At 47.3% G+C, this 25,693-nt stretch carries 23 protein-coding genes and 1 pseudogene; 21 read left to right on the top strand and 3 right to left on the bottom strand.

Annotated features, from left to right (window positions below):
• The 4 genes and pseudogenes from Q0502_RS10290 to Q0502_RS10280 all read left to right on the top strand — a co-directional run.
• Positions 1 to 1,297: hypothetical protein (locus Q0502_RS10290; RefSeq protein ID WP_298650359.1), on the top strand; the 1,297-nt coding region annotated here is incomplete at its 5' end.
• Between the two features lie 161 nt (positions 1,298 to 1,458).
• Positions 1,459 to 1,515 (top strand): annotated as a pseudogene (locus Q0502_RS19030) (hypothetical protein); the annotation flags it as partial.
• A gap of 59 nt (positions 1,516 to 1,574) precedes the next feature.
• A complete protein-coding gene (locus tag Q0502_RS10285; protein ID WP_298650358.1) occupies positions 1,575 to 2,081 on the top strand; it encodes a hypothetical protein in 507 nt (168 codons plus the stop codon).
• Positions 2,082 to 2,146: 65 nt separating this feature from the next.
• On the top strand, positions 2,147 to 2,605 hold the full coding sequence (locus Q0502_RS10280; RefSeq protein WP_298650356.1) for a hypothetical protein: 459 nt from the start codon (positions 2,147 to 2,149) through the stop codon (positions 2,603 to 2,605).
• A gap of 27 nt (positions 2,606 to 2,632) precedes the next feature.
• On the opposite strand, the gene Q0502_RS10275 is transcribed toward Q0502_RS10280, so the two are convergent.
• Positions 2,633 to 2,818, bottom strand: a complete 186-nt coding sequence (locus Q0502_RS10275) for a hypothetical protein (RefSeq protein WP_298650354.1) — start codon at positions 2,816 to 2,818, stop codon at positions 2,633 to 2,635.
• A gap of 247 nt (positions 2,819 to 3,065) precedes the next feature.
• On the opposite strand from Q0502_RS10275, the gene Q0502_RS10270 reads away from it, so the two are divergent.
• The 9 genes from Q0502_RS10270 to nqrF all read left to right on the top strand — a co-directional run bounded on the left by Q0502_RS10270 (position 3,066) and on the right by nqrF (position 12,293).
• Positions 3,066 to 3,842: a DUF5040 domain-containing protein gene (locus Q0502_RS10270; protein ID WP_298650353.1), complete on the top strand. Its 777-nt coding sequence runs from the start codon at positions 3,066 to 3,068 to the stop codon at positions 3,840 to 3,842.
• Between the two features lie 62 nt (positions 3,843 to 3,904).
• Positions 3,905 to 4,999: a Nif3-like dinuclear metal center hexameric protein gene (locus Q0502_RS10265; RefSeq protein ID WP_298650351.1), complete on the top strand. Its 1,095-nt coding sequence runs from the start codon at positions 3,905 to 3,907 to the stop codon at positions 4,997 to 4,999.
• Positions 5,000 to 5,169: 170 nt separating this feature from the next.
• On the top strand, positions 5,170 to 5,937 hold the full coding sequence (locus tag Q0502_RS10260; protein WP_298650348.1) for a C4-type zinc ribbon domain-containing protein: 768 nt from the start codon (positions 5,170 to 5,172) through the stop codon (positions 5,935 to 5,937).
• 235 nt (positions 5,938 to 6,172) lie between these two features.
• The gene (locus Q0502_RS10255) at positions 6,173 to 7,519 is read left to right on the top strand and encodes a Na(+)-translocating NADH-quinone reductase subunit A (protein WP_298650346.1); all 1,347 of its coding nucleotides are present in this window, start codon (positions 6,173 to 6,175) and stop codon (positions 7,517 to 7,519) included.
• Between the two features lie 51 nt (positions 7,520 to 7,570).
• Positions 7,571 to 8,782, top strand: a complete 1,212-nt coding sequence (locus tag Q0502_RS10250) for an NADH:ubiquinone reductase (Na(+)-transporting) subunit B (RefSeq protein WP_298650343.1) — start codon at positions 7,571 to 7,573, stop codon at positions 8,780 to 8,782.
• 83 nt (positions 8,783 to 8,865) lie between these two features.
• Complete coding sequence (nqrC, locus tag Q0502_RS10245; protein ID WP_298650340.1) at positions 8,866 to 9,579, top strand: NADH:ubiquinone reductase (Na(+)-transporting) subunit C; 714 nt, start codon at positions 8,866 to 8,868, stop codon at positions 9,577 to 9,579.
• A gap of 43 nt (positions 9,580 to 9,622) precedes the next feature.
• Positions 9,623 to 10,255, top strand: a complete 633-nt coding sequence (locus Q0502_RS10240) for an NADH:ubiquinone reductase (Na(+)-transporting) subunit D (protein ID WP_298650337.1) — start codon at positions 9,623 to 9,625, stop codon at positions 10,253 to 10,255.
• A 113-nt stretch (positions 10,256 to 10,368) separates the two neighbouring features.
• Positions 10,369 to 10,983, top strand: a complete 615-nt coding sequence (gene nqrE / locus Q0502_RS10235) for an NADH:ubiquinone reductase (Na(+)-transporting) subunit E (protein ID WP_298650334.1) — start codon at positions 10,369 to 10,371, stop codon at positions 10,981 to 10,983.
• 35 nt (positions 10,984 to 11,018) lie between these two features.
• Complete coding sequence (nqrF, locus tag Q0502_RS10230; RefSeq protein WP_298650331.1) at positions 11,019 to 12,293, top strand: NADH:ubiquinone reductase (Na(+)-transporting) subunit F; 1,275 nt, start codon at positions 11,019 to 11,021, stop codon at positions 12,291 to 12,293.
• Positions 12,294 to 12,358: 65 nt separating this feature from the next.
• On the opposite strand, the gene Q0502_RS10225 is transcribed toward nqrF, so the two are convergent.
• Positions 12,359 to 12,946, bottom strand: coding sequence for an aminotransferase class IV (locus Q0502_RS10225; protein WP_298650328.1), 588 nt, complete (start codon positions 12,944 to 12,946; stop codon positions 12,359 to 12,361).
• A 12-nt stretch (positions 12,947 to 12,958) separates the two neighbouring features.
• Entirely contained in the window at positions 12,959 to 13,999 is a 1,041-nt protein-coding gene (locus tag Q0502_RS10220; protein WP_298650325.1) for an aminodeoxychorismate synthase component I, read from the bottom strand.
• A gap of 387 nt (positions 14,000 to 14,386) precedes the next feature.
• On the opposite strand from Q0502_RS10220, the gene Q0502_RS10215 reads away from it, so the two are divergent.
• From Q0502_RS10215 to ilvN, 8 genes are all read left to right on the top strand, one after another.
• On the top strand, positions 14,387 to 15,874 hold the full coding sequence (locus Q0502_RS10215) for a 2-isopropylmalate synthase (RefSeq protein WP_298650323.1): 1,488 nt from the start codon (positions 14,387 to 14,389) through the stop codon (positions 15,872 to 15,874).
• 188 nt (positions 15,875 to 16,062) lie between these two features.
• Positions 16,063 to 17,445 carry a 3-isopropylmalate dehydratase large subunit gene (gene leuC, locus Q0502_RS10210; protein ID WP_298650320.1) on the top strand — a complete coding sequence of 461 codons (1,383 nt, stop codon included), beginning with the start codon at positions 16,063 to 16,065 and terminating at the stop codon, positions 17,443 to 17,445.
• 126 nt (positions 17,446 to 17,571) lie between these two features.
• Positions 17,572 to 18,171: a 3-isopropylmalate dehydratase small subunit gene (gene leuD, locus Q0502_RS10205; protein ID WP_298650317.1), complete on the top strand. Its 600-nt coding sequence runs from the start codon at positions 17,572 to 17,574 to the stop codon at positions 18,169 to 18,171.
• 108 nt (positions 18,172 to 18,279) lie between these two features.
• On the top strand, positions 18,280 to 19,839 hold the full coding sequence (locus tag Q0502_RS10200; protein ID WP_298650361.1) for an alpha-isopropylmalate synthase regulatory domain-containing protein: 1,560 nt from the start codon (positions 18,280 to 18,282) through the stop codon (positions 19,837 to 19,839).
• 154 nt (positions 19,840 to 19,993) lie between these two features.
• Positions 19,994 to 21,067: a 3-isopropylmalate dehydrogenase gene (gene leuB / locus Q0502_RS10195; RefSeq protein WP_298650315.1), complete on the top strand. Its 1,074-nt coding sequence runs from the start codon at positions 19,994 to 19,996 to the stop codon at positions 21,065 to 21,067.
• A gap of 4 nt (positions 21,068 to 21,071) precedes the next feature.
• Positions 21,072 to 22,907 (top strand): dihydroxy-acid dehydratase, encoded by a 1,836-nt coding sequence (ilvD, locus tag Q0502_RS10190; RefSeq protein ID WP_298650312.1) that lies wholly within the window; start codon positions 21,072 to 21,074, stop codon positions 22,905 to 22,907.
• A 131-nt stretch (positions 22,908 to 23,038) separates the two neighbouring features.
• On the top strand, positions 23,039 to 24,793 hold the full coding sequence (ilvB, locus tag Q0502_RS10185; protein ID WP_298650310.1) for a biosynthetic-type acetolactate synthase large subunit: 1,755 nt from the start codon (positions 23,039 to 23,041) through the stop codon (positions 24,791 to 24,793).
• A gap of 121 nt (positions 24,794 to 24,914) precedes the next feature.
• Positions 24,915 to 25,490 (top strand): acetolactate synthase small subunit, encoded by a 576-nt coding sequence (gene ilvN, locus Q0502_RS10180; RefSeq protein ID WP_298650307.1) that lies wholly within the window; start codon positions 24,915 to 24,917, stop codon positions 25,488 to 25,490.
• Positions 25,491 to 25,693: the final 203 nt, after the last annotated feature.

The raw sequence follows: 25,693 nt of genomic DNA, 5'->3' as shown, positions 1-25,693 counted from the left end.
TTACAACCACAGTCCTCACGACTTGACGGTGAGTCCGGTCAATTACTTCGGGAATAACAACCTGGCATCTTTGGAACAAAGTGTAATCACGGATAATTTCACTTCATCGCTCAGGACTTCCTACGGGTTGAAAAAAGGAAACGTAAACATCGATTATGGCCTGTGGTGTAGCGTGGACCTGAAGGGGCTGGATTCCGAACTGAGAGGAAAAGGTCCTGCCGGTCAACTTGTTCCCGCTGCCGACTCACTGAGGAATAACCTCTGGTATAACACCTACCAGGTGGGTGTAGATCAGAATTATACCTACAATGAGGGTGGAAAATTCAAAGCCACCCTTGCCATTCCTGTCATTAATTATACCCTGACGGTAAATAACCGGAATCTTGATACATTCACCGGTTACAACCGCTGGATAATCAATCCTTCCCTTAAAGTTTCGTATGACCTGACGCACGAACTGGCTTTGGCTGCCGGTGGAAATTTCCAAAAAAATTATGGAAATATGGACGATGCCTACACGGGGTACATCATGCATTCTTACCGCAATCTGCTCCGCAATACCATTAACCGTCTGTTTGAGTCGCGTTCGGGAGGAGCAAACGCATCCATACAATACCGCAATGCCTTTCGGGCGCTCTTCCTCAATTTTGGTGTCAATTATGGAACGTCGTGGAGTAACCTGCTTTATGGCTTCGATTACGATGGCATCATGCAGGTGAAGAGAACCATTGACCAACCAACCCGGTCAGAGTACTATGGACTAAGCTTTGGCGGCAGCAAAGGCCTCGGTTTCTGGAAAACAAGGTTCAGCGCGTCAGGAGGGTACAACGAAGGCCGGGGTGACCATTTAATACAGGATGAAATTTTGACCTACCGTTCGGAAGGTTACAACATAAGTGCCTCCATCGATATGACACCCTCTTCATTCATCAATCTGACGTATCGATTTGGCTGGTCGAAGAGTTGGAGTTTTTCGGAGGAGTTAACGACACGGTTTCCCTCCATCCGCAACCAGAATCATACGGCCGGTATCTGGATCAACCCTGCCAAAAGTTTTGGAATAAACCTAAATGGAGATTACCGGTACAACAGTGCGGTGAATAATCGCAACACGACTTTTGTCGATGCCAAAATGCGTTACAAGAGCGGACGGGCGGAATGGGAACTGGAGTGTAATAACCTGTTCAATGTCAGACAATATGTTTCGGCTTCCTATACAGATATAAGTACCTATTATTATAAATATAACCTGAGGCCGAGAAGTTTTCTGTTAAACGTGAGGTTTAAGTTGAAGTGAATGACTATAATTTAAATTTATTTTATTATATGATACCAAAAATAATTCATCAAGTGTGGGAAGGAAGAAAGGATGTATTACCGGATTTTCACAGAAGATTAGGCGGGACATGAAAAGATCATCACCCAGATTGGAAATACGAACTATGGGACGGTAACAGGATGGAGGATTTTATTAAAATTTCCTTCCCTGAAATAGCTGATGTCTATTTTAACTATAAGTATGATGTGCAACGCTGGGATGTAATCCGTTATCTGATTCTTTATAAAATGGGGGGATGTATGTTGATTTTGATTACGAATGTTTTGAGCCTTTTAATGATTATCTTAATAATAACGGAAAATGCTTTTTTGCAATGGAGCCGGTCGAACATTGCCAAGGATTCGAGAACGGTATATATTTCAATAATGCATTGATGATGTCTCCTCCTTGTCATCCGTTTATTGAACACATTATTACTTATTTAAAAACGACACCCTTTATTTATACCGGGAACAAATTTCAGGATGTCTTATCTTCTACAGGGCCTAAAGTGCTAACATCTCTTTATAGTAAATATGAAAATAAAGCTATTATCAATTTTTTTCCGGCAGAAAGAGTATCTCCATGGTTGCCAGAAGATGTGAGACATTATGTATATCATGAAGGGGATATAGAGAAATTAGAAAAGAAATTGGAAAAGGCCATGGCAATTCCCAATCAATATATTCACAATATTATACAGCACATTTCCAATACAATGAATACAAGCGCCTGCTGTATTACCCGCAAAAGCTTGAAATAACCAGGCAACGAATAGCACAGTATGAAAATCAGATTGTAACGGCTGGATATGAAGTTTTCTCTGTGGTGAGCAGCCTATCCCCAACCCTCTTCAAAGAAGAAAATCAAACATTCTCCGAGAGAGGGAGTAGTAATTCTCTTCAATCAAGCGATTTAGAGAATCCCTCCTCCTATTTTATTTTCGGTAAAGCTCTCCTTCCCATAGCACGTAGCGGAAAAGTGAAAATAGGCCAGAAGGTAAATATCCGGCTGGAAAATTTTCCCGAAAACGAATTTGGCATTTTAGAGGGGCAAGTGAAAAACATATCATTAGTGCCGATTAGTGCAGGACAGGCTGCGACCGAAAACGCTGCGGAATATTATACCATTGATATAATACTTCCAGATAGGCTAACAACTACCTATAAAAAAGAACTGCCTTATCTTCCTCATATGCAGGGACGCGCCGACATCGTTACCGAAGATATTTCGCTTCTCGAAAGGTTTTTCCTTCCAATGAAAAGGATTTTGAGTGAAAGTTTGTAAAATCTCATAGTAATCCCTGAATTACGTTTAAGGCAAAACACTTCGCTTACGAGAATTTTCCCAACTAATAAATAGGGTTCCCTGAATCCGACCAAACATCTGATGTTTAACATTATAAATTGATTTTTCTTTGTTTTTTGCTGTAAAAATGGTAAATTTACGGTCAAAACGGCTAGATCCTGAACAAAGTAGGAGTGCAAGAGCTGATGCCATTTCGTTTCTGAATAATCAGGATAGAGAAGGGCCGTTCAGTCTGTCAGGCAAGTTTACATTTAGTCTAAAAGCTGTTTACTCGGTATTCGATTTACGTCCCACGGAACTGATGTTGAGAGTAAGGTTTAAGATATTATAAATGGAGCGTATAGAATAATTGTATGAAAAAATCGACTTTGAGGCTCTGAAATTTTTTTGTACATTTGCCGGTAACGAGTAAACTATACAATGAAATAAATATTATCCTATGAGACGACTTAAAGCACTACCCTTATCGATCTTGCTGTTGGTTTTTGCTACAACCCTCTCCGCACAGGAGAACAAGGAGAACCGTTACACATTCCTGCTTACCGGGGCATCTTTTGCATCACCCAACAACGGATGGTTTGAGGTAGGATGCGAACTGACGGGGGCTGTTCCGTTGAACCGCGCTATCGGAGGCGAGGCGATCGCCCATACTGCCAACCGGATGGCGGAAGGTACGCTTTACTCCAGAGAGGAACTGGAAAAAATAGACGCGCTGGTGATCATGCAGGTACATGACAGGGATGTATTTGATGAGTCGCAATTAAAGGAGGATTATCGCGATTATGAAATACCTTTCGATCGCAACAATTATGCGGCTGCATATGACTATGTGATCAAGCGTTATCTCACGGAGTGCTATAACCTGAAATTTGATTCTACATCCGTTTACTACAACACCCGGGGTGGAAAGCCGGCTGTAATAGTGCTCTGTACCGACTGGCACGACGGACGGGTGACCTATAATACTTCCGTACGGAAACTGGCGGAGAAATGGGGATTCCCGGTAGTGGAATTCGATAAATATATCGGTTTCTCCAGGAATAGTGTGCATCCCGTCACCAAACAACAGACCAGCCTGCTCTTTACGGGCGATAACCAGCAGATCGCCGGCGAGAAATTTGGATGGCATCCCGAAAACGGTCAGGATAGTTATATCCAGCGACGTATGGGGGCTATCTTTGCAGATACGATGCGTAAAATATTCCCGCATAAGTAAATTCCATTGTTGTATGCAACTAAAGCGGGAGACCCTTGGATATTTATAAACTTAATTCCAATATGCGAATAAAAGAGATCATCCAGACGATTGAACAGGTGGCTCCCCTGCCGCTGCAGGAGGAGTATGACAACAGCGGACTCCAGGCGGGCGATGTGAACCGGGAAGTAACCGGTATCCTGCTGTGCATTGACGTGACCGAGGACGTGATCGATGAGGCTCTCTCCCTGGGCTGTAATCTCATTATCTCGCACCACCCGCTCGCCTTCCGGCCGTTCAGGTCACTCACCGGAAAGAATTATGTGGAGCGATGCATGATGCAGGCTATCCGACACGATATCGCGCTCTATGCCGCGCACACCAACCTGGACAATGCACGGGGAGGTGTCAATTACAAGCTGGCGGAGATGCTGGAATTGCAGAACGTGAAAATCCTGCAACCTTTGGAGAATGCGTTATTGAAGTTTGTCACCACCGTACCGCTCCAGCATGCGGAGAGTGTAAGGAATGCCTTGTTCAATGCCGGTGCGGGGCATATCGGGAATTACGACAGTTGCAGTTATAACCTCTCGGGAGAAGGCACATTCCGGGCAAAGGAAGGCGCCAATCCGCATATCGGGGAGATCGACCGCCTTCATCTTGAACCGGAGGTGAGGATAGAGACCGTGATCCCTGTCATGAAGAGGGAAGAGGTGTTCCGGGCGCTGCTCGCGGTACATCCCTATGAAGAGCCGGTATTTGACTTCTATCCCATTGTCAACGATTGGCCGCAACACGGCAGCGGCGTTGTAGGGGTACTGCCGGAACCTATGCCCGAACAGGAATTCTTATACCTGCTGAAAGATATTTTTAATCTGACCGCTATACAGCATTCAAAAATGCAGGGGAGAGAGATCCGGGATGTGGCTCTTTGTGGTGGTGCAGGAGCTTTCCTTATCCCCAGGGCTATCGCCTACGGAGCCGATGCTTTTATCACCGGTGAAGCAAAATACAATGACTTTTACGATGTGGAAGGACGTATACTGCTCGCGGTAGTCGGTCATTATGAGTCGGAAATCTGCACAAAAGAGATTTTTTTCGATCTTATTTCGAGAAAATTCCCTACCTTTGCATTACATAGATCGGCGTTCGACTCGAACCCGGTGAAGTATCTGTAAAAGAAAGCGGTCCGACTTGTTCCCGCAGTTACGGAAAAATGTGGTAATGAGACGATTAAAGGTCGTTTGATTACTGCATTTTTTATTAGGAAATTGTTCTCGGTATCAGGCTGAGACTGGTCCGAAAGAAGTCCGGTTTTATCAATAAAAATCAATTAACAAAATAGATTATGGCAACAAGAAAAAAAAGCACAGAACAGGAAGTTTCGGTAGAGGAAAAGTTGAAATCCCTCTATAAACTACAGTCTTATTTATCGGAAATAGACCGGATTAAAACCTTGCGCGGGGAGCTTCCGCTTGAGGTGGCCGACCTTGATGATGAAATAGCCGGTCTGGGAACGCGTATCAACAATTTTGAACTGGAATTGAAGCAACTGGAAGATGGAACGAAACAACAAAAGGGAAAGATCGAAACCAGCAAGGCCAAAATTGAAAAATACAACAAACAACTTGATAATGTGCGCAACAGTAAGGAGTATGACCATCTCTCCAAGGAGATAGAGTTCGAAACGCTTGAAATAGAGCTTTCCGAAAAGCATATCCGCGAATACGGGCAGGAGTCGGTTTCTGTCAAGCAACAGATTGAAGTTGCCGGCGAGCTCTTGAAAGAGAAAACGTCAGATCTGGAACACAAAAAGAAAGAATTGGACGATATTGTCTCGGAGACCAAGGCTCAGGAGGAAAAAATCCGCGAGAAGGTCAAAAAGACCGAAGCGACCATTGAACCCCGTCTGCTGACCGCCTTTAAAAGGATCCGAAAAAATGCCCGTAACGGTTTGGGAGTAGTACCTATCCAGCGGGGTGCGTGTGGCGGATGCTTTAACAAGATCCCTCCTCAAAAACAGATGGATATTAAGGTCGGTAAGAAAATTATTGTATGTGAATATTGCGGGCGCATTATGATAGATCCCGAAATGGCAGGTATCTCAGAGAAGTAAAACTTCTCATAGCTGGTAACCCGGCAAAAGGGAATGCTGAAAAGCATCCTTGAATGGATTGGAGAATTTTTTCTCCAATTTCTTTTTATTTTTTCTTTTTTGGGGAGAAATAATGTATCTTTGCGTCCCGGAAGGAGGTACTCCTTCGGTGATCATACACAGCTTATTCCTAATCCTTTGATTTATCATTGGTTGATCAAAAAGAGTACAAGAAAGGTTATTTATAAAATACTATATGGCTAATCGAATAAAAATTAAGAAAGGCTTGCGAATTCCGCTGCTCGGCGAGGCTGAAGAGACACTAAGAGGCAGAGTGACGAGTGAATATGTGAGAATTTGTCCGGAAGATTTTCATGGCGTTACTCCCAAGTTAGCCGTTAAAGTGGATGACGTCGTAAAGGCCGGAACTCCCCTGTTCTTTGATAAAAATTATCCCGAAATGTTTTTCGCGTCACCCGTCAGTGGCGTGGTGACCGCTATCGAACGTGGTGAAAAGCGGCGTATCCTCTATATCGAGGTGAAAGCCGACAGTGTCATCCAATACGAAGATTTCGGTAAGAAAGAGGTGGCGTTGCTCTCTGCTGAGGAGGTGAAAAAATCGATTCTCGATGCAGGTATCTGGTTCCTGATCAAACAGCGCCCCTACGATGTGGTGGCTGTGCCCGGCAAAGAACCGCGCGATATATTTGTAACCGGTTTTGATACGGCGCCGCTGGCGCCATCTGCCGATTTTATACTGAACGGTCAAGAGGCCGATCTGCAGACGGGTCTGGATGCCCTGGCAAAACTGACGCAGGGAAAAGTCTATTTGTCTGTCAGCGCCAAAACAACCAATAAATCGTTGTGTGAAGCGAAGAATGTGGTCGTTACCGAATTCGAGGGACCGCATCCCGCAGGAAATGTAGGTGTGCAGATTAACCATATTAAACCGGTGAACAGGGGCGAAACCGTATGGACGCTGAGCGCACCGGATGTGGCGCTGATCGGACGTCTTTTCAATGAGGGGATTGTAGATCTTACCCGTACGGTGGCACTCACCGGATCGGAAGTGAAGCAGACCGGCTACTACCAGATGCTGATTGGTACGGAACTGAAGTCGATTTTCGAAGGAAATGTAAAGGAAGGTATCTCCCTGAGATATATCAGCGGAAATCCGCTCACAGGCCGGAAGATCGATGCGGATGATGTGCTTCGCGCATACGATATGCAGGTAACCGTGATCCCCGAAGGTGATGATGTGCATGAAGCTTTTGGCTGGGCATCACTTTCACCCAAACGTTACAGTGCCGGATGTACCTATCCTACCTATAACAAGAAATATCGTCTCGATGCCCGTCTGTTAGGTGGGCCGAGAGCGATCATCGTCTCTAACGAATATGATAAGGTGTTCCCCATGGATATTTATCCCGAACAACTCATCAAATCCATTATCGCATTCAATATCGATAAAATGGAGCAGTTGGGCATATACGAGGTGGCGCCTGAAGATTTCGCCCTGTGCGAGTTCGTAGATACATCCAAACTGGAACTGCAACGTATCGTGCGCACCGGATTGGATATGCTGCGTAAGGAGATGGAGTGAATGGTGTTCGCACTATGAAATTGAATAATATAACTCATAAATAATAGAACTTTGAAAGCGTTAAGAAAGTATCTCGATAAGATCAAGCCGAATTTCGAGGAAGGCGGAAAACTGCATTGGCTCTATTCTACATACGATGCGTTTGAGACTTTCCTTTTCGTGCCCAACACGACATCGAAATCGGGTGTGCATATCCATGATGCGCGTGATTCGAAACGTACGATGATTATTGTGGTCCTTGCACTGGTGCCTGCGCTACTGATCGGTATGTATAACGTAGGATTGCAGCATTATCTGGCAATTGGCCAGGATGTGGCATTCCTTACCAAATTCTTCTACGGATTCCTGGCGGTGCTACCCCATATAGTCGTCTCTTATGTGGTTGGGCTCGGTATTGAGTTCGCCATGGCACAGGTGAAAAAGGAGGAGGTAGCCGAAGGATTTCTGGTTACGGGTATACTTATCCCGATGATTGTTCCCGTGGATACCCCATTGTGGATGATTGCCGTGGCTACCGCGTTTGCCGTGATTTTTGCCAAAGAGGTGTTTGGTGGTACCGGATATAATATTTTCAATGTGGCGTTAATCACGCGTGCATTCCTTTTCTTTTCCTATCCTTCAAAAATGTCGGGCGACCAGGTGTGGGTTCGCACTGCCAGTACGTTCGGAATGGGGAACGGATCAGTAATAGACGGTTATTCGGGAGCTACTCCACTGGGGCAGATTGCTACCACCGAGGCCGGTAGTTTTGCCGATTTTACCTTTCATGGTATTACCGGTCAACCCCTTTCTATCAGTGATATGTTTTTTGGATTCATCCCCGGATCTATCGGAGAGGTTTCCCCCATTGCCATCCTGTTGGGAGCTGCCCTGCTGATCGCAACCGGCGTGGGAAGCTGGAAAACCATGCTTTCGGTTTTTCTCGGAGGCCTGGCAGCTGTCTTGCTGGTCAACGTGTTTGCACAGAATGCCATCATGGAGATGCCGGTACATTATCACTTTTTATTGGGCGGATTTGCTTTCGGGGCGGTATTTATGGCCACTGATCCGGTGACGTCCGCAAGAACTGAAAAAGGGAAATGGATATACGGTTTCCTGATCGGACTGCTTGCGGTAACTATCCGTGTGTTCAACCCGGGATACCCTGAAGGAATGATGCTGGCTATCCTGTTTATGAACGCGTTTGCACCGCTCATCGATTTCTATGTGATCGATGCCAATATTAAACGGCGGGCAAAACGGGTAACAGCCATGGTGAAATAAGATATTCGGCTTCGCCGTTATTCGTGCCGAGCACGTTATTTGACACTCGAATAACTATTGAATAACAATTGAACAATAAAGATATGAACAGAGAAAACAGTGGATATACGATCATATATGCATCGGTAATGGTAGTGGTTGTAGCTCTCGGCCTGGCGTTCACCCATCAGGTACTGAACGAGCGGCAGACTGCTAACGTGAATACCGATAAGATGCAGCAAATATTACGTTCTCTCAACTTAGAGGTAAATGCCGCCAATGCCCAGACAAAATATACCGAGTTGGTAAAGAATGCCTACCTTATCAATGATGAGGGAGTGAAGGTGGAAGGTACGGAAGGTATTACCCCCGATGATCCCGCCTTTTCAACCGAGTTGGGTGATGAAGCGGCCAAAGGATTACCGGTATATGAAGCGGAAGTCGACGGTTCTACCAAATATATTATCCCGATGAGTGGCGCCGGGCTTTGGGGCCCTATCTGGGGATACCTGGCCATTGAGGCCGACGGGAGCGCTATTTACGGTGCGGAATTCGGCCACGCGGGAGAGACACCCGGATTGGGAGCAGAAATAGATACCGCCCCATTCAGGAATCAGTTTCGGGGAAAGAATCTCTTCAGAGAGGATGTATTCACTTCGGTGGCCGTAGTAAAACCCGGACAGGCCAATAGCCGGAGAGACTATGTGGACGGCATCTCGGGAGGTACCATCACCAGTAAGGGGGTGGACAACATGTTGTTGCACAGTGTCGGTAGATATAGGAATTTTTTAATGAACTTACACACTGCCAATCAATGACAGTGGAACTATTTCGTTAGTGAATATATAACAGTGAAAGAAAATGGCATTATCAACTAAGACAAAAGCGGTTTTATTAGGGCCGCTGAATAAAAATAATCCTGTTATTGTGCAGGTGTTGGGTATCTGTTCTGCACTGGCGGTCACATCCAAGCTCGAACCCTCACTTGTGATGGCGATAGCTGTGACCGTGGTAGTGGCTTTTGCCAACGTGATCATATCACTGTTGCGCAAAACAATTCCCAACCGCATTCGTATTATCGTTCAGCTTGTGGTGGCAGCTGCACTGGTTACCATCGTGAGCGAAGTACTGAAAGCGTTTGCCTATGACGTGAACAAGCAACTCTCGGTATTCGTGGGTTTGATCGTGACGAACTGTATCCTGATGGGACGTCTCGAAGCATTTGCGCTGGGTAACGGCCCCTGGCCCTCTTTTCTGGATGGTATCGGGAATGGCTTAGGTTATGGGTGGATCCTGGTAGCGGTAGGTTTCTTCCGCGAGTTACTGGGTTCCGGTACATTATTAGGACATCAGGTGATTCCGCAGGCCCTCTATGATGCCGGTTATGAAAACAACGGCCTGATGATGCTTGCACCTATGGCGATATTGCTGGTGGCATGTATTATATGGATACAGAGGGGGAAAAATAAAGAGCTTCAGGAAGAGACCAACTAAGTTGGATTCAAGATTCAAGATTCAAAATTTAAGATTCAAGATTCAACGTGAAAGTGAAAAAGGATTTCATTCTTCACTCTTCACTTTTAATTTTTAACTAAGAAATAAAAGATATGGATGCAATTAGTTTGATTGTACGATCGATATTTGTCGACAACATGATTTTCGCATATTTCCTGGGGATGTGTTCGTTCCTGGCGGTGTCAAAGAATGTGAAGACAGCACTGGGATTGGGAATTGCGGTCACCTTTGTATTGGTCCTTACCCTGCCTATCAATTATATGCTGGAGAACTACGTGCTGAAAGCCGGTGCTTTGCAATGGTTGGGAGGAGAGTATGCCGAGGTTGATTTAAGTGTATTCAGCCTCCTTATTTTTATTGCCATCATCGCCTCCTTCGTACAATTGGTAGAAATGATTATCGAACGTTTCAGCCCCTCTCTCTATAGTTCATTGGGTATCTTTCTGCCGCTCATCGCAGTAAACTGTGCGATTCTCGGTGGTTCGCTGTTTATGCAACAGCGCGAGTTCGCGAATGTCGGCTTGGCTACTGCCTACGGATTTGGTTCCGGCATCGGCTGGTTACTGGCTATCGTGGGGATGGCGGCCATCAGGGAGAAGCTGGAGTATTCCCATGTTCCCAAACCGTTGAAAGGATTGGGTATTACCTTTATAATTACGGCATTGATGGCCATAGGTTTCATGAGTTTTTCAGGGATCGACATTTAATCGAAAACAGACAACAATAAATTATTTATTAAAATATGAGTGTATTATTGAGCGCGGGTGGGTTGACGATATGGGCGAGTGTCATTGTATTCCTGCTGATCATTTTGGTACTTGTGGTGATCATTCTGATAGCCAAAGCTAAGTTGATGCCTTCCGGCAATGTAAAGATCACTGTGAATAATGAAAAAGAATTGAACGTGCCAATGGGAGGGACCCTGTTGAACACGTTGCAGTCACAGAATATATTCCTCTCTTCAGCCTGCGGTGGCGGAGGCACTTGTGGTCAATGCCGTTGTCGCGTAGTGGAAGGAGCCGGCGAGATCCTGCCTACCGAAAAAGGCCATTTCAGCCGCAAGGAGCAGTTGAACGACTGGCGTTTAAGTTGCCAGGTGAAAGTGAAGGAAGACCTCGCTATCATTGTGCCCGAAGAGGTGTTCGGCATCAAAGAGTGGGAATGCGAGGTGATCTCCAATAACAACGTAGCTTCGTTTATCAAAGAATTCGTGGTAAAGTTACCCGAAGGGGAGAAACTCGATTTCAAACCGGGATCATATATCGAGATCAAGGTACCCCGATTCGACCAGATCAAATATTCCGATTTTATTATCGATGAACAATACAGAAGCGAATGGGATAAATTCAACATGTGGGATCTCACGGTAACCAACGAAGAAGATACCGTACGTGCCTACTCCATGGCCAATTATCCGGCAGAAGGGAATATCATTACCCTCAACGTGCGGGTGGCAACTCCGCCGTTCGACAGGGATAAAGGTACATGGATGAATGTCAACCCCGGTATTGTGTCGTCCTATATCTTTAACCTGAAACCGGGCGATAAGGTCGTGATGTCGGGTCCGTATGGCGATTTCCACCCGATTCTCAACAGCAAGCGTGAAATGCTCTGGATAGGCGGTGGTGCCGGTATGGCTCCCCTGCGTTCGCAGATCATGCACCTGACCAAAACATTGAAGATCACCGATCGGAAGATGTCTTACTTCTATGGTGCAAGGGCATTGGTGGAAGCATTTTATCTGGAAGATTTTTACGAACTCGAAAGGGAATTCCCCAACTTCTCCTTCCATCTGGCACTCGACAAGCCCGATCCGGTAGCCGATGCGGCCGGCGTGAAGTACACTCCGGGATTCGTGCATCAGGTCATTCACGATACCTACCTGAAAGACCATGATGCACCCGAAGACATCGAATACTACATGTGCGGACCCGGCCCCATGGCAAACGCTGTACAACGTATGCTCGACAGCCTGGGCGTCCCGCCGGAGATGATCATGTTCGATGATTTCGGATAATAGCAGAAGTAAGTATACCATCTATATATTTAACGGCATTCTCTGTAAAGGGGATGTCGTTTCCTTTATACTACTACACTATTCACGGGGAGGGAGATCCCGTCTTCGATATCCAACAGGGCGTTGATAAGGTAAATGCGGTCGTACTCTAAGAGAGAGTCCCGATCAATCCTCTTTTCGGTGATTACTCCTTCGTGAAGGAGTTTCTGCCGCTTGGTGCCGTTCAACAGCGGATTCTCCGGCGTAAAATACCGTTCCCCCTTACTGAACACTACATTGCTGTAAGAGGTGTCCGTAATAAGACCGTTCCGGGTGATAAGGATTTCGTCACAGTCGCCTTTTTGTGCCAGAAGGGCGTTCAATGCTTCCCTGTCGGCAAATTTGAATGAATAATCGATGGAAGCTTCCACCAGCTTCAATGAGGCTATCTTTTTGGGAGTATACCGCTCAAAGGAGATATCTTCAATAGTCCTGTAGTAGGTGAGCCGGCATTTCACTTTGGTTCCCAGTAGTCCGTCAGGAAGAAACTCCTGCAGGTCGGGTAGCGGGGGGGCATTGAATCCGAAATAGGCCGCCGTCCTATGCATACGCTCTTCGTGCGCCTTCCTGTTTTGGATCTCTCCGTGTAATATACAAATGGTTTCCAGAAACATATCTGATAAATGTTAAAAGGGAAGATACACTTTTTGAATTGCTTCCTCGTACTCTTTCCTGCAATTGCTTTGCGCAGTGATACCGCCGCCGCTGCGGAAAAAGAGTTGATCCCCGCGCTGCTCAATGAATCGGATCAGTACAAATGAGTCTAATATCTCACCATCGAAATAACCGGCTACACCGGCGTAAAAACCACGTGGTTCCCGTTCTGCTTCCCGGATAAGCCGGAGCGTGGCTTCTTTGGGTGCCCCCGACACCGAACCGGCCGGCAACAGTTCAAAGAAGAGTGTACCCATGTTATCAAGGTATCCTTCCGGTAATGTTCCTTCGATTTCGGAACTTACCTGCAATATCGGGCCCCTGTTCGTTTGTAATTCGTCAATGTACCTGAAACGATTCACCTTTACAGAAATGGCAATTCGGCTCAGGTCATTACGAAGCAGATCCACGATGGTATTGTGTTCCGCCATCTCTTTCGGGTCGTTCAGGATGATATCCTGTGCATTAGGCAGTCGTGCGTCGATGGTTCCTTTCATCGGGAAGGTACTGATCTTTCCCCGCTCTATTCGCACGAAACACTCCGGGGAAAAGCAGACCCATTTGCCGGGAAGGCAGAGTTTATAGGCCGCCCTGCTGAAACGAAAGATCTCCTCGAGGGAGAGTGAACTGCGTAGCGGGGTTTTTATCGTGAGGTTGGTGAGATACGAGTCGCCGCGCTTCAACCCATTCATCACTATTGTAAAACGCTGCCGGTAGGTGCTGTAATCTTCCGGGTCGGCCTCGAACAAATAGGTTGCCGGAGGGGTGAAAGGATGTCCGTGGAGCGCTTCAGACGGATAATCGGAAAATGGGGGGAACACCGATGCCGTAGAATGTTCCGGAGTGTAAGCATTGGATATACCTTTGATATCGAACAGCACATCCCTTTGAGACAGCGGATCCGGAACGAAAAATCCCTCCCGCATCTCGAAATCCACCGCGAACAGAAACGGCTTTCTCCTTTTTCCCGCTTCGTTCATCCTTTTCCTTATTTCATCGCAATTGAAAAACATGGTGCAAATATAAACAATTCCCTATTGAAAGATGTTTTGTGAAAGAGGGTAACAATGTAGGTTATTTGAAAGGCTATAGGGTTTCAAATCGAAAATTATAGGCGCAAATAATGATCAAAGTGAAGATTTTTTGAAGAAAATTGTGAAAATATTTTGTTGATATGAATTTTTGCTTTTACTTTGCAGCCATTAAACAGGAAAAGTTTCAATTTGTCGTATGTATCATCAGGTCGATATTCTAGTCATTTCTATTCTACTTCTGGAGAAATTCGGAGGGTGAGACTGGAATATCTGTGATTTACATCAGGTAAAAAATATAGGGATAACCTTTCTCACCGCGTGGGAAAGGTTATCTTTTTTGTAGAATAATGAAAAATGTGAATAACGATGGAGCGTATTTATATATTTGATACAACATTAAGAGACGGCGAGCAGGTTCCCGGTTGTCAGTTGAACACCATTGAGAAGATCCAGATCGCCCAAGCTCTGGAACTGTTGGGGGTGGATGTGATAGAAGCCGGTTTTCCCGTGTCGAGCCCGGGCGATTTCAACTCGGTGGTCGAGATATCCAAAGCGGTTACCTGGCCCACTATCTGCGCCCTGACCCGTGCTGTGGAAAAAGATATTGAAGTGGCGGCGGAGGCCCTGAAATATGCCCGGCGGAAGCGGATCCATACCGGGATCGGCACATCCGATTCACACATTAAGTACAAATTCAACTCCAACCGCGACGAGATCATTGAACGGGCCATAAAGGCCGTAAAGTATGCCCGCCGTTTTGTGGATGATGTGGAATTCTATGCCGAAGATGCGGGACGTACCGATAATGAATACCTTGCCCGCGTGGTACAGGCTGTGGTCAATGCGGGAGCTACCGTAGTGAATATCCCCGATACCACCGGGTATTGTTTTCCCGACGAATACGGAGCAAAAATAAAGTATCTTGTGGATAACGTAGATATGAAAGATGCCATCCTTTCTACCCATTGCCACCAGGATCTGGGAATGGCCACTGCCAATACCCTCACGGGCGTGATCAATGGAGCCCGTCAGGTAGAGGTGACTATCAACGGTATCGGCGAACGGGCCGGTAATACTTCGCTCGAAGAGGTGGTGATGGCGCTGAAAAGCCATAAAGACCGCGGATTCGATACCAATATCAATACGCAACATATTTATTCTGCAAGCCGGATGGTATCGAGCCTGATGAATATGCCGGTACAGCCCAATAAGGCTATTGTGGGAAGAAACGCTTTCGCCCATTCTTCGGGAATCCATCAGGATGGCGTACTCAAGAATGTGGAAACATACGAGATCATCAATCCCAAAGATGTGGGAATCGATGATAATGCCATCGTACTGACAGCCCGTAGTGGACGCGCCGCACTGAAAAACCGCTTGTCGCTCCTGGGTGTAAAACTCGAAGCCGAAGAACTGGATGAGGTATATCAGAAATTTTTGGAGGTGGCCGACAGGAAGAAGAGCGTCAACGACGATGATATCCTGATGCTGGTGGGCAAAGATGCGCGCCTGAACAGGATCAAAGTAGAATATCTGCAGGTGCTGTGCGGTATCGGCGTGCGGGATGTGGCCAGCATCGGACTGAACATCGCCGGCGAGCGTTTCGAAGCCACTGCCAGCGGTAACGGGCCGGTAGATGCCGCCATCCGCGCCGTGAAGAATATCATCCGCAGAAAGGTGAGGATACAGGAGTTCCTTATCCAGGCAATCGACCACGGTAGCGATGATGTGGGTAAGGTGCATATGCAGGTGGAACATAATAATATGTTGTACTACGGCTTCTCAGCTAACACCGATATCGTGGCAGCCTCTGTGGAAGCATTTATTGATGCGGTAAATAAATTTGTGGAGTAGCTTGTCAATGTGCCCATAGGTCAATGTACCCATGTGATAAACTAGAAATTAGAATAAAGAAGTAGGAAGTAGATAATATATAAATTTTCAATTGAAAAAAACCATAGATAATTAATGATTTGATAATGTGATGATGTATATTAATCGTCAAATCAGTAAATCGTTGAATGAACAAATCAATAAAATAAATGAAGACTCTTTTTGATAAGATATGGGATGCGCATGTGGTGGCCACGGTGAAAGATGGTCCTACCCAGTTATATATCGACAGGCATCTGTGTCACGAGGTGACCAGTCCCCAGGCATTTTCCGGCCTCCGGGCGCGTGGGCTGAACGTGTTCCGCCCGAAGCAGACTACGCTGACGGCTGACCATAATATTCCTACTATGTGGCAGGACAGGCCTATTCGGGACTCTATTTCCCGTTTTCAGGTGGAAACGCTTGCCGGAAATGCGAAAGCTTTCGGGCTGACCTACTACGGACTGAATAATCCTAAGAACGGGATCGTACATGTAATAGGACCGGAGAACGGTTATACACAGCCCGGGATGACCATTGTCTGCGGCGACAGCCATACTTCTACCCACGGCGCCTTCGGAGCTATCGCTTTCGGGATAGGTACCAGTGAAGTGGAAATGGTGCTGGCTTCGCAATGTATCCTGCAGACACGCCCTCAGACCATGCGTATCAATTTTGAAGGTAGCCTGGGCGAAAATGTGAGTGCCAAGGATATGGCTCTCTATATGATTTCACAGCTTACTACCGGAGGTGCCACCGGCTATTTTGTGGAGTATGCCGGAGAAGCGGTACGCAATCTCACCATGGAAGAGCGGATGACGCTCTGTAACCTGAGTATAGAGATGGGTGCGCGTGGAGGCTTGGTCGCCCCGGATGAAACCACGTTCAACTATATCAAAGGGCGTGAGTTCGCACCCAAAGGGGAGAAATGGGAAAAAGCCGTGGCTTACTGGAAAACCCTGAAGAGCGATGAAGGTGCTGTTTTCGATAAAGAGATCACTTTCGATGTGGCAAAAATCCGTCCGATGATCACTTACGGCACTAACCCCGGTATGGGAATTCCCATTGACGGCACTATCCCTCAGCTGAATGAGATAGACGAAGCCGGAAAGATATCATTCGAGAAATCATTGAATTATATGGGATTTGTTCCCGGAGAAAAGTTGGAGGGGAAACCCATCGATTATGTGTTCCTGGGAAGTTGTACCAATGGGCGAATAGAGGATTTCCGGGTATTCACCGGTTATGTGAAGGGTAAAAAGAAGGCCGAAAATGTGACGGCATGGCTTGTGCCCGGCAGTTGGCAGGTGCGCAAACAGATTGAAGCAGAAGGACTGGACAAGATATTGGCAGAGGCCGGGTTTGAACTCCGGCAACCCGGATGCTCGGCATGCCTGGCGATGAACGACGATAAAATACCGGCAGGGAAATATGCGGTTTCCACTTCCAACAGGAATTTTGAAGGACGGCAGGGACCGGGCGCGAGGACTATCCTGGCAGGTCCTCTGGTGGCCGCCGCCGCCGCGGTGAACGGGAAAATAACGCAACCGTAACTAATTTATTAATGTGCCAATATACCAATGTGCCAATGAGATTAATAAGGCTAATGAGAATTCAGAATTCGGAGTTCAAAATCTTGAATCTTGAATTTTGAATCTTAAATTTTGAAAAAAACTAAAATGGAAAAGTTTCAAACAATTACATCAACATATGTTCCGCTTCCCATTGAGAATGTGGATACCGATCAGATCATCCCGGCACGCTTTCTGAAGGCGACTACGCGGGATGGATTCGGCGACAACCTGTTCGCCGACTGGCGTTACGATAAGGAAGGAAACCCTAAATCCGATTTCGTGCTGAACAATCCCGTCTACTCGGGAGAGATACTGGTGGCCGGAAAAAATTTCGGCAGCGGGAGCAGTCGTGAACATGCGGCCTGGGCCATCGGCGGTTATGGATTTAAAGTGGTGGTGTCGAGCTTCTTTGCCGATATCTTCCGCAACAATGCCCTCAACAATGGTATCCTGCCGGTGATCGTGAGCGGAAAATTTTTGAGTGAACTGTTCGCCTCGGTGGATAACAATCCGCAGGCAACCATTACGGTGAACCTGGAGGAGCAGACTATTTCGAATAACGAGACCGGCGCGGTCGAATCGTTCGAGATCAATCCGTATAAGAAGGAATGTTTGCTGAAGGGTTTGGATGATATCGACTTTCTGCTCTCCAACAGGGATAAGATTGAGGAATATGAGAAGAGTCGTGCATTTGCGTACGAGTAATTATTTGATTCAAAATTACAGATTCCAGATTCAAGACGATTTATTGATTGGCAAATTGTAATCATCACATCGTTGAATCAACAAATCATCACATTAATACAGATTGTTTTGGGAGAAGTAAAGAAAATAGAGATCATGGATACCACGCTTCGGGATGGTGAACAAACCTCGGGCGTATCCTTTGCGGCACAGGAGAAAGTGAGCGTGGTGCGACTTTTGCTCGAAGAGCTGAAGGTCGACCGGGTAGAGATCGCTTCTGCACGGGTCTCCGAAGGAGAATTCCAGTCCGTGAAGAAAATGGCGCAATGGGCGCAGATGCATGGTTATATCGACCGGCTAGAGGTGCTGGGATTTGTGGATGGCACCACTTCCCTCGAATGGATTGTCAATGCCGGGTGTAAAGTGATAAACCTGCTCTGCAAAGGGTCCTTGAAACACTGTACCTATCAATTGTGCAAATCTCAGGAAGAACACCTGGCAGATGTGAGAAACTGTATTGCTCAGGCGCAGCGAATGGGACTGACCGTCAACCTCTACCTTGAGGACTGGTCTAACGGGATGCGCGATTCCAAAGAATATGTGTTCCAAATGATGGACGGACTGAAAGATGAGGCGATCACCCGCTTCATGCTTCCCGATACGCTGGGAGTACTCAATCCCGATGAAACACACCGGTTCTGCTCTGAAATGATTACACGTTATCCCGGACTTCATTTCGACTTTCATGCCCACAATGACTATGACCTGGCAGTGGCCAATGTCTACGAAGCCATCAAAGCGGGGGTGAAAGGCGTACATGTTACCGTGAACGGACTGGGCGAACGGGCCGGCAATGCGCCTAGTACCAGTGTGATAGCGCTTATCCATGATCACATGGGATTAAGTACCAATATCGATGAATCGAAGCTCTATAACGTGAGCAAGGTGGTAGAGAGCTACTCCGGCGTGCGTATTCCGAACAACAAGCCGGTCATCGGCGACAATGTATTCACACAGGTGGCAGGTGTCCATGCCGATGGAGACAAAAAGAAAAATCTCTATTTCAATAACCTGATGCCCGAACGGTTCGGCCGTTTCCGGGAATATGCACTGGGGAAAAATGCGGGCCGTTCCAATATCATCAAAAATCTGGAAGCGCTGGGTATCGAACTCGACGATGACGCGACCCGCAAGGTGACGGCGCGTATCATTGAACTGGGCGACAGGAAAGAGATCGTGAACCTCGACGAACTGCCTTATATCGTTTCCGATGTGTTGAAGAACGGGATCGAAAATCAGGATATCCAAATGCTCAATTATTCGCTTACGCTGACTGACGGACTGCGGCCGACCGCTACCGTGAAGATATCGATAAAAGGAGAAGTGTATCAGGAGACCGCAGCGGGCGACGGGCAATACCACGCCTTTTCCAAAGCAATGTACAAGATATACAGAAAACTGAATAAGCCGGCTCCCGAACTGATAGATTATGTGGTGGTGATCCCTCCCGGGGGGAAGACCAATGCCTATGTGCAGACGGTGATCACCTGGAAGTTCGAGGATAAAGTGTTCAAAACCCGTGCGCTGGATATAGACCAGACTGTGGCGGCCATCAAGGCGACAATGAAAATGTTGAATATGTTGGAAAGCGGGAATATTCCCAATATGAATTATATGAGATTACCGTAGTTAATATGCCAATATGCCAATGAGACTAATGTGCTAATGTGATCAATGTGCTAATAAGAAGTGAAGAAGTCGGAAGTGAAGAAGTAAGAATTAGGCTTTTAATTGATTTAAAGGTGAATTGAAAATCGACGTAGTCAATCCTAAATAAAAGAATATGCAACTAAATATAGCTGTACTGCCGGGCGACGGAATAGGGCCGGAGATCATGAAACAGGCGCTGAATATTACATCGGCTGTCTGTGAAAAATTCGGTCATACCCTGACATACAAAGAGGCCATTGTAGGAGCCTGTGCCATCGATGCAACCGGTGATCCTTATCCTGCCGGAACACATGAACTGTGTATGCAGAGCGATGCCGTACTGTTCGGCGCTATCGGTGATCCCAAATATGATAACGATCCCAATGCGAAAGTGCGGCCCGAACAGGGATTGCTTCGCATGCGCAAACAGTTGGGACTTTATGGGAATATCCGTCCGGTAATGACCTTCCCCTCCCTTATCCATAAATCGCCCTTGCGGGCTGATCTGGTAGAAGGCGCCGATTTTGTCTGTATCCGTGAACTCACCGGCGGTATGTATTTCGGCCGCCCCCAGGGTAGGAGCGAGGACGGCAATACAGCTTACGACACCTGTATCTATACCCGTGAAGAGGTGGAACGGGTGTTGCATCTGGCCTATAAATTCGCCGGACAGCGGCGCAAAAAAGTGACAGTAGTGGACAAGGCAAACGTGATCGCTACCTCACGACTCTGGCGCCAGATAGCGCAGGAGATCGCACCGCAATATCCCGGTATCGAGACCGATTACCTTTTCGTGGATAATGCCGCCATGCGCATCATCCAATGGCCCAAAAGCTTTGACGTGATGGTTACCGAGAACCTGTTCGGTGACATACTTACCGACGAAGCATCCGTGATCACCGGCTCGTTGGGATTGCTTCCTTCGGCATCCGTCGGATTGCATACCTCGCTGTTCGAACCGATCCACGGCTCCTATCCGCAGGCAGCCGGCAAAGATATCGCTAATCCGTTGGCTATGATCCTTTCCACTGCACTGATGTTTGAATACGGTTTCAATCTGATGGATGAGGGGGCGCTCATCCGTGAAGCGGTCAATGCGAGCCTCGAAGCGGGGATCGTTACCGAAGATATCGCCGACGGTGGAAAAGTTTACAGAACCAGTGAAGTGGGAGAGTGGATTGAGAAGTTTATAAGTAATAATAAGTGAAAAGGTGAAAAAGTGGGAAGGTGATTTACGCAGTGCGACCAGTACGCAGGGACGCCGCATGGCAGGTGCACGTGCCCTCTGGCATGCCAACGGGATGACGCGCGAACAGATGGGAAAACCGATCATCGCGATCGTGAACTCCTTCACGCAGTTTGTTCCCGGCCATGTACACTTACATGGAATCGGTCAACTGGTGAAAAAAGAGATTGAGAAGCTGGGTTGCTTTGCTGCCGAGTTCAATACCATCGCCGTAGACGACGGTATCGCCATGGGACACGACGGTATGCTGTACTCACTGCCGTCGCGCGACCTGATCGCCGACTCGGTAGAGTACATGGTGAACGCCCACAAGGCCGACGCGATGATCTGTATCAGCAACTGCGACAAGATTACGCCCGGGATGCTGATTGCCGCCATGCGGCTGAACATACCCACTATCTTTGTCTCCGGAGGACCGATGGAGGCGGGTAAGATCGGCGATGAACAGATCGACCTGATCGACGCCATGATTGAGTCGGCCGACGAGTCGGTTTCCGATGAGCGTGTAGCCCAACTCGAACAACTGGCCTGTCCCACTTGCGGCTCCTGCTCCGGGATGTTCACTGCCAACTCCATGAACTGCCTCAATGAGGCGATCGGACTGGCCCTGCCCGGTAACGGAACCATTCTGGCTACCCATGTCAACCGTAAACAACTGTTCGTGGATGCTGCCCGGCAGATTGTGGAGAGTGCTCACAGATACTATTTTGAGGGAGACGACACGGTGTTACCAAGGAATATCGCTACCCGTGAATCCTTTCTGAACGCCATGACACTCGATATCGCCATGGGTGGTTCTACCAACACCATCCTTCACACATTGGCCATTGCCCATGAAGGGGAGATCGACTTCACCCTCGATGATATCGACGCCCTTTCGCGTCGTGTACCCTGTATCTGCAAGGTGGCGCCCAACTCCAAAAAGTACCATATCCAGGATGTGAACCGTGCAGGCGGTATCATGGCGATAATGAACGAATTGGCGAAAGCCGGTCTGGTGAATACCTCGGTCCACCGTGCCGACGGGCACACGCTGGCGGAGGTACTGGAAGAATATGATATTACGAACGGAAATCCCGGTAAAGAGGCGCTCAGGATCTATTCGTCCGCGCCTGGTAACCGCTACAATATCGTGATGGCTTCGCAGAACGCACAGTTCAAAGAGCTGGATACCGACAGGGAGAACGGCTGTATCCGCAATGTGGAGCATGCTTATACCAAAGATGGCGGACTGGCTATCCTGAAAGGGAACATCGCCGAAAAAGGCTGTGTGGTGAAAACGGCCGGGGTAAACGAGAGTGTCTGGAAATTCAACGGTAAAGCTAAAGTGTTCCACTCTCAGGATGATGCCTGCACCGGTATCCTTAACGGAGACGTGGAGGCAGGTGATGTGGTGGTGATCGTCTACGAAGGCCCCAAGGGAGGCCCGGGCATGCAGGAGATGCTCTATCCCACATCCTATATCAAAGCCAGACATCTCGGGGAAAAGTGCGCCCTGATCACTGACGGACGCTTTTCGGGCGGTACTTCGGGTCTCTCAATCGGCCATATCTCTCCCGAAGCGGCTGCCGGTGGCAGTATCGGGCTGGTGCGCGACGGAGACATCATCGGGATAGATATCCCCGGCCGTTCCATCAACTTAAAGATCACTGACGAAGAACTTCAGGAAAGAAGAAAGCAGGAAGAGGCTAAAGGGGAAAATGCCTTCAAGCCCCAACGCGACAGAGTGATATCGAAAGCATTGAAGGCGTACGCCGCTTTTGTAAGTTCGGCCGATCTGGGAGCGGTAAGAATGATTTGAAACGAGCGGAAGAAAAGTTCTTATAAAGGAACATGATTAAAGCGAGTTCCACACACCCTAGGGTAAATATAAAATAATCGTGTGAAAACAGGTTTTACAATTTTAAGTTCAAGTTTAAAGAGTAAGAGTGTATGAACAGAGATAATCAAACCCCATTAACTACGCCCCTTTCCGTTAAGACGGAAACTATTCCGGGGAGTGAAGTGCTTATCCGTTCACTGATTGCCGAAGGGGTAGATACCATATTCGGTTATCCGGGCGGGGCTATTATGCCGGTATTTGATGCCTTATATGATCATAAAGAGGAAGTAAGACACATACTGGTGCGTCATGAACAGGGAGCGCTGCATGCGGCGCAAGGATATGCACGGGTTTCGGAGAAGGTGGGTGTAGCCCTCGTTACATCCGGCCCGGGGGCGACCAACGCGATCACCGGCATCACCGATGCAATGATGGACAGCACTCCGTTGGTGGTGATCTCGGGACAGGTAAATTCGACCCTGTTGGGTTCCGATGCTTTTCAGGAAGCCGATGTGATCGGCGTCACGCAACCCATCACCAAATGGGCTTACCAGGTACGGCGTGCTGAAGATATCGCCTGGGCGGTATCGAGAGCGTTCTACATAGCTTCGAGCGGCCGCCCCGGACCGGTGGTACTCGATATCGCCAAAGATGCACAGGTACTCAAGTGTGACTACTCCTACCAAAAAACATCCTTTTTACGGAGTTATCACCCGCAACCTGAAGTGGAAGAAGACAAGATAAAGATGGCGGCCGACCTCATTAACAGCGCCAAAAAACCGTTCGCACTCGTAGGGCAGGGGGTGATCCTCGGAAATGCCGAAGAAGAGTTGCGTGCTTTTCTCGAAAAAGGCGGTATTCCTTTCGGGTCTACCATCCTGGGATTGTCGGCCATACCTTCGGATCACCCGCTGAATTGCGGTATGCTGGGCATGCATGGGAATGTGGCGACCAATATCAAGACAAATGAATGTGATGTGCTGATTGCCATTGGCATGCGTTTCGACGACCGCGTGACGGGCGATCTGAAGACCTATGCCAAACAGGCGAAGGTGATCCATTTTGATATAGACCTTGCCGAAATGGACAAAAATGTAAAAACCACTGTCAAGGTGCTGGGCGACGCCAAACAGACGCTACCGATGGTAACCGGGCTGATCGAAAAGAAAGCGCACCCCGAGTGGTTGGAGGAATTCAAACCGTATGCGCAAAAGGAATACGATTGCATCATCAAGAACGAGCTCTATCCTGAAAATGGAGGAGAGATAAAAATGGGTGAAGTAGTGAATAAGATCACCGAAGCCACACACAACAATGCAATCTGTGTGACGGATGTGGGACAACATCAGATGATGGCCACCCGTTATTTCAAATACAATCAATCGCGCAGTATGGTCACATCGGGCGGATTGGGAACGATGGGATTCGGACTGCCCGCGGGGATCGGCGCCAAATACGGCGCCCCGGACAGAACGGTTTGTATTTTCGTAGGCGACGGCGGCCTGCAGATGACTATCCAGGAGTTCGGAACCATTATGGAGTACGGTATAGATGTGAAGATCATTCTCCTGAACAATAATTTTCTGGGGATGGTACGTCAATGGCAGGAGCTTTTCTTTGATGAACGCTATTCGGAGACACACCTGAAAAATCCCGACTTCATCAAGATCGCCGATGCATATAATATCAAAGGGCGGAAAGTAACACAGCGCGGAGAACTGGATAGCGCTATACAGGAGATGCTGGAGCACCAAGGGGCCTATCTGCTTGAAGTGGTAGTGGAAACCAAAGGGATGGTGTACCCGATGGTGCCTGCCGGGGGTACCGTTACCAATATTATGTTGGGGAACGGATATACGCTTTAGAGTGAAAAACGAAAAGTGAAATCTGTAAGTACGCAAGAGCAAAAACAAACTTGTTTGGATTTGCCGAGCAGGAGCAGATTACGCGAAGCAAAAGTGAAAAATTAAAAAATGAAAAGTAAAAATGGACGGGAATAAAACATTATATACCATTACTATTTTCTCAGAAAATACGGTAGGTGTGCTCAATCAGATCACAACCATCTTTACCCGCAGGCAACTGAACATTGAAACATTGTCGGTTTCGCCATCCGCCATCAGGGGGATACATAAATTCACCATCACCACTTTTTCCGATGACGAAGAGGTGATGAAGAAACTGGTACGCCTGATCGACAAACGGGTAGATATCCTGAAGGCCTATTATAACACCAATGAAGATCTGGTGCATCAGGAACTGGCGCTCTATAAGCTTTCCACCGACAAGGTGATGGAACATGGTTCCATAGAATATTTGGTGAGAAAATATAATATCCGTATCCTGGAGGTCAATAAGGACTGCGTGGTGTTTCTGAAGGCAGGGCATTACGAGGAGACCCAGGGACTTTTCGAGGAACTGGCCGATACCATTGGCGTGTTACAGTTCGTCCGTTCGGGAAGGATCGCCATCACCAAATCGAAGGTGGAACGCCTGAGCGATATGCTGGCCAAATGGGAGCAGCAGAGAAACGGCATGGGTAAACCTGAAAGTGTAATATAGAATCAATAAAACAAGAAAATTAATTATATTCACAATGGTCAATGGGTTGCGACTTCTATTCTGATTCTTATATCTTGATTTTTTGTTTCTCGAATTTCGAAATCCAGGAATCTCAAATCCTGGAATCCCTGAAATCCCTGGGATATCTGAATCCTAGAATTCTGGAATCTTGAAATGATGAATCTGGAGGTCTTGATTCCTGA

Source organism: uncultured Proteiniphilum sp. (genome assembly GCF_937873925.1).
Taxonomy (GTDB): domain Bacteria; phylum Bacteroidota; class Bacteroidia; order Bacteroidales; family Dysgonomonadaceae; genus Proteiniphilum.
The sequence above is the reverse complement of the archived record's forward strand: the minus strand, read 5'-3'. Positions and strand labels throughout refer to the sequence as shown.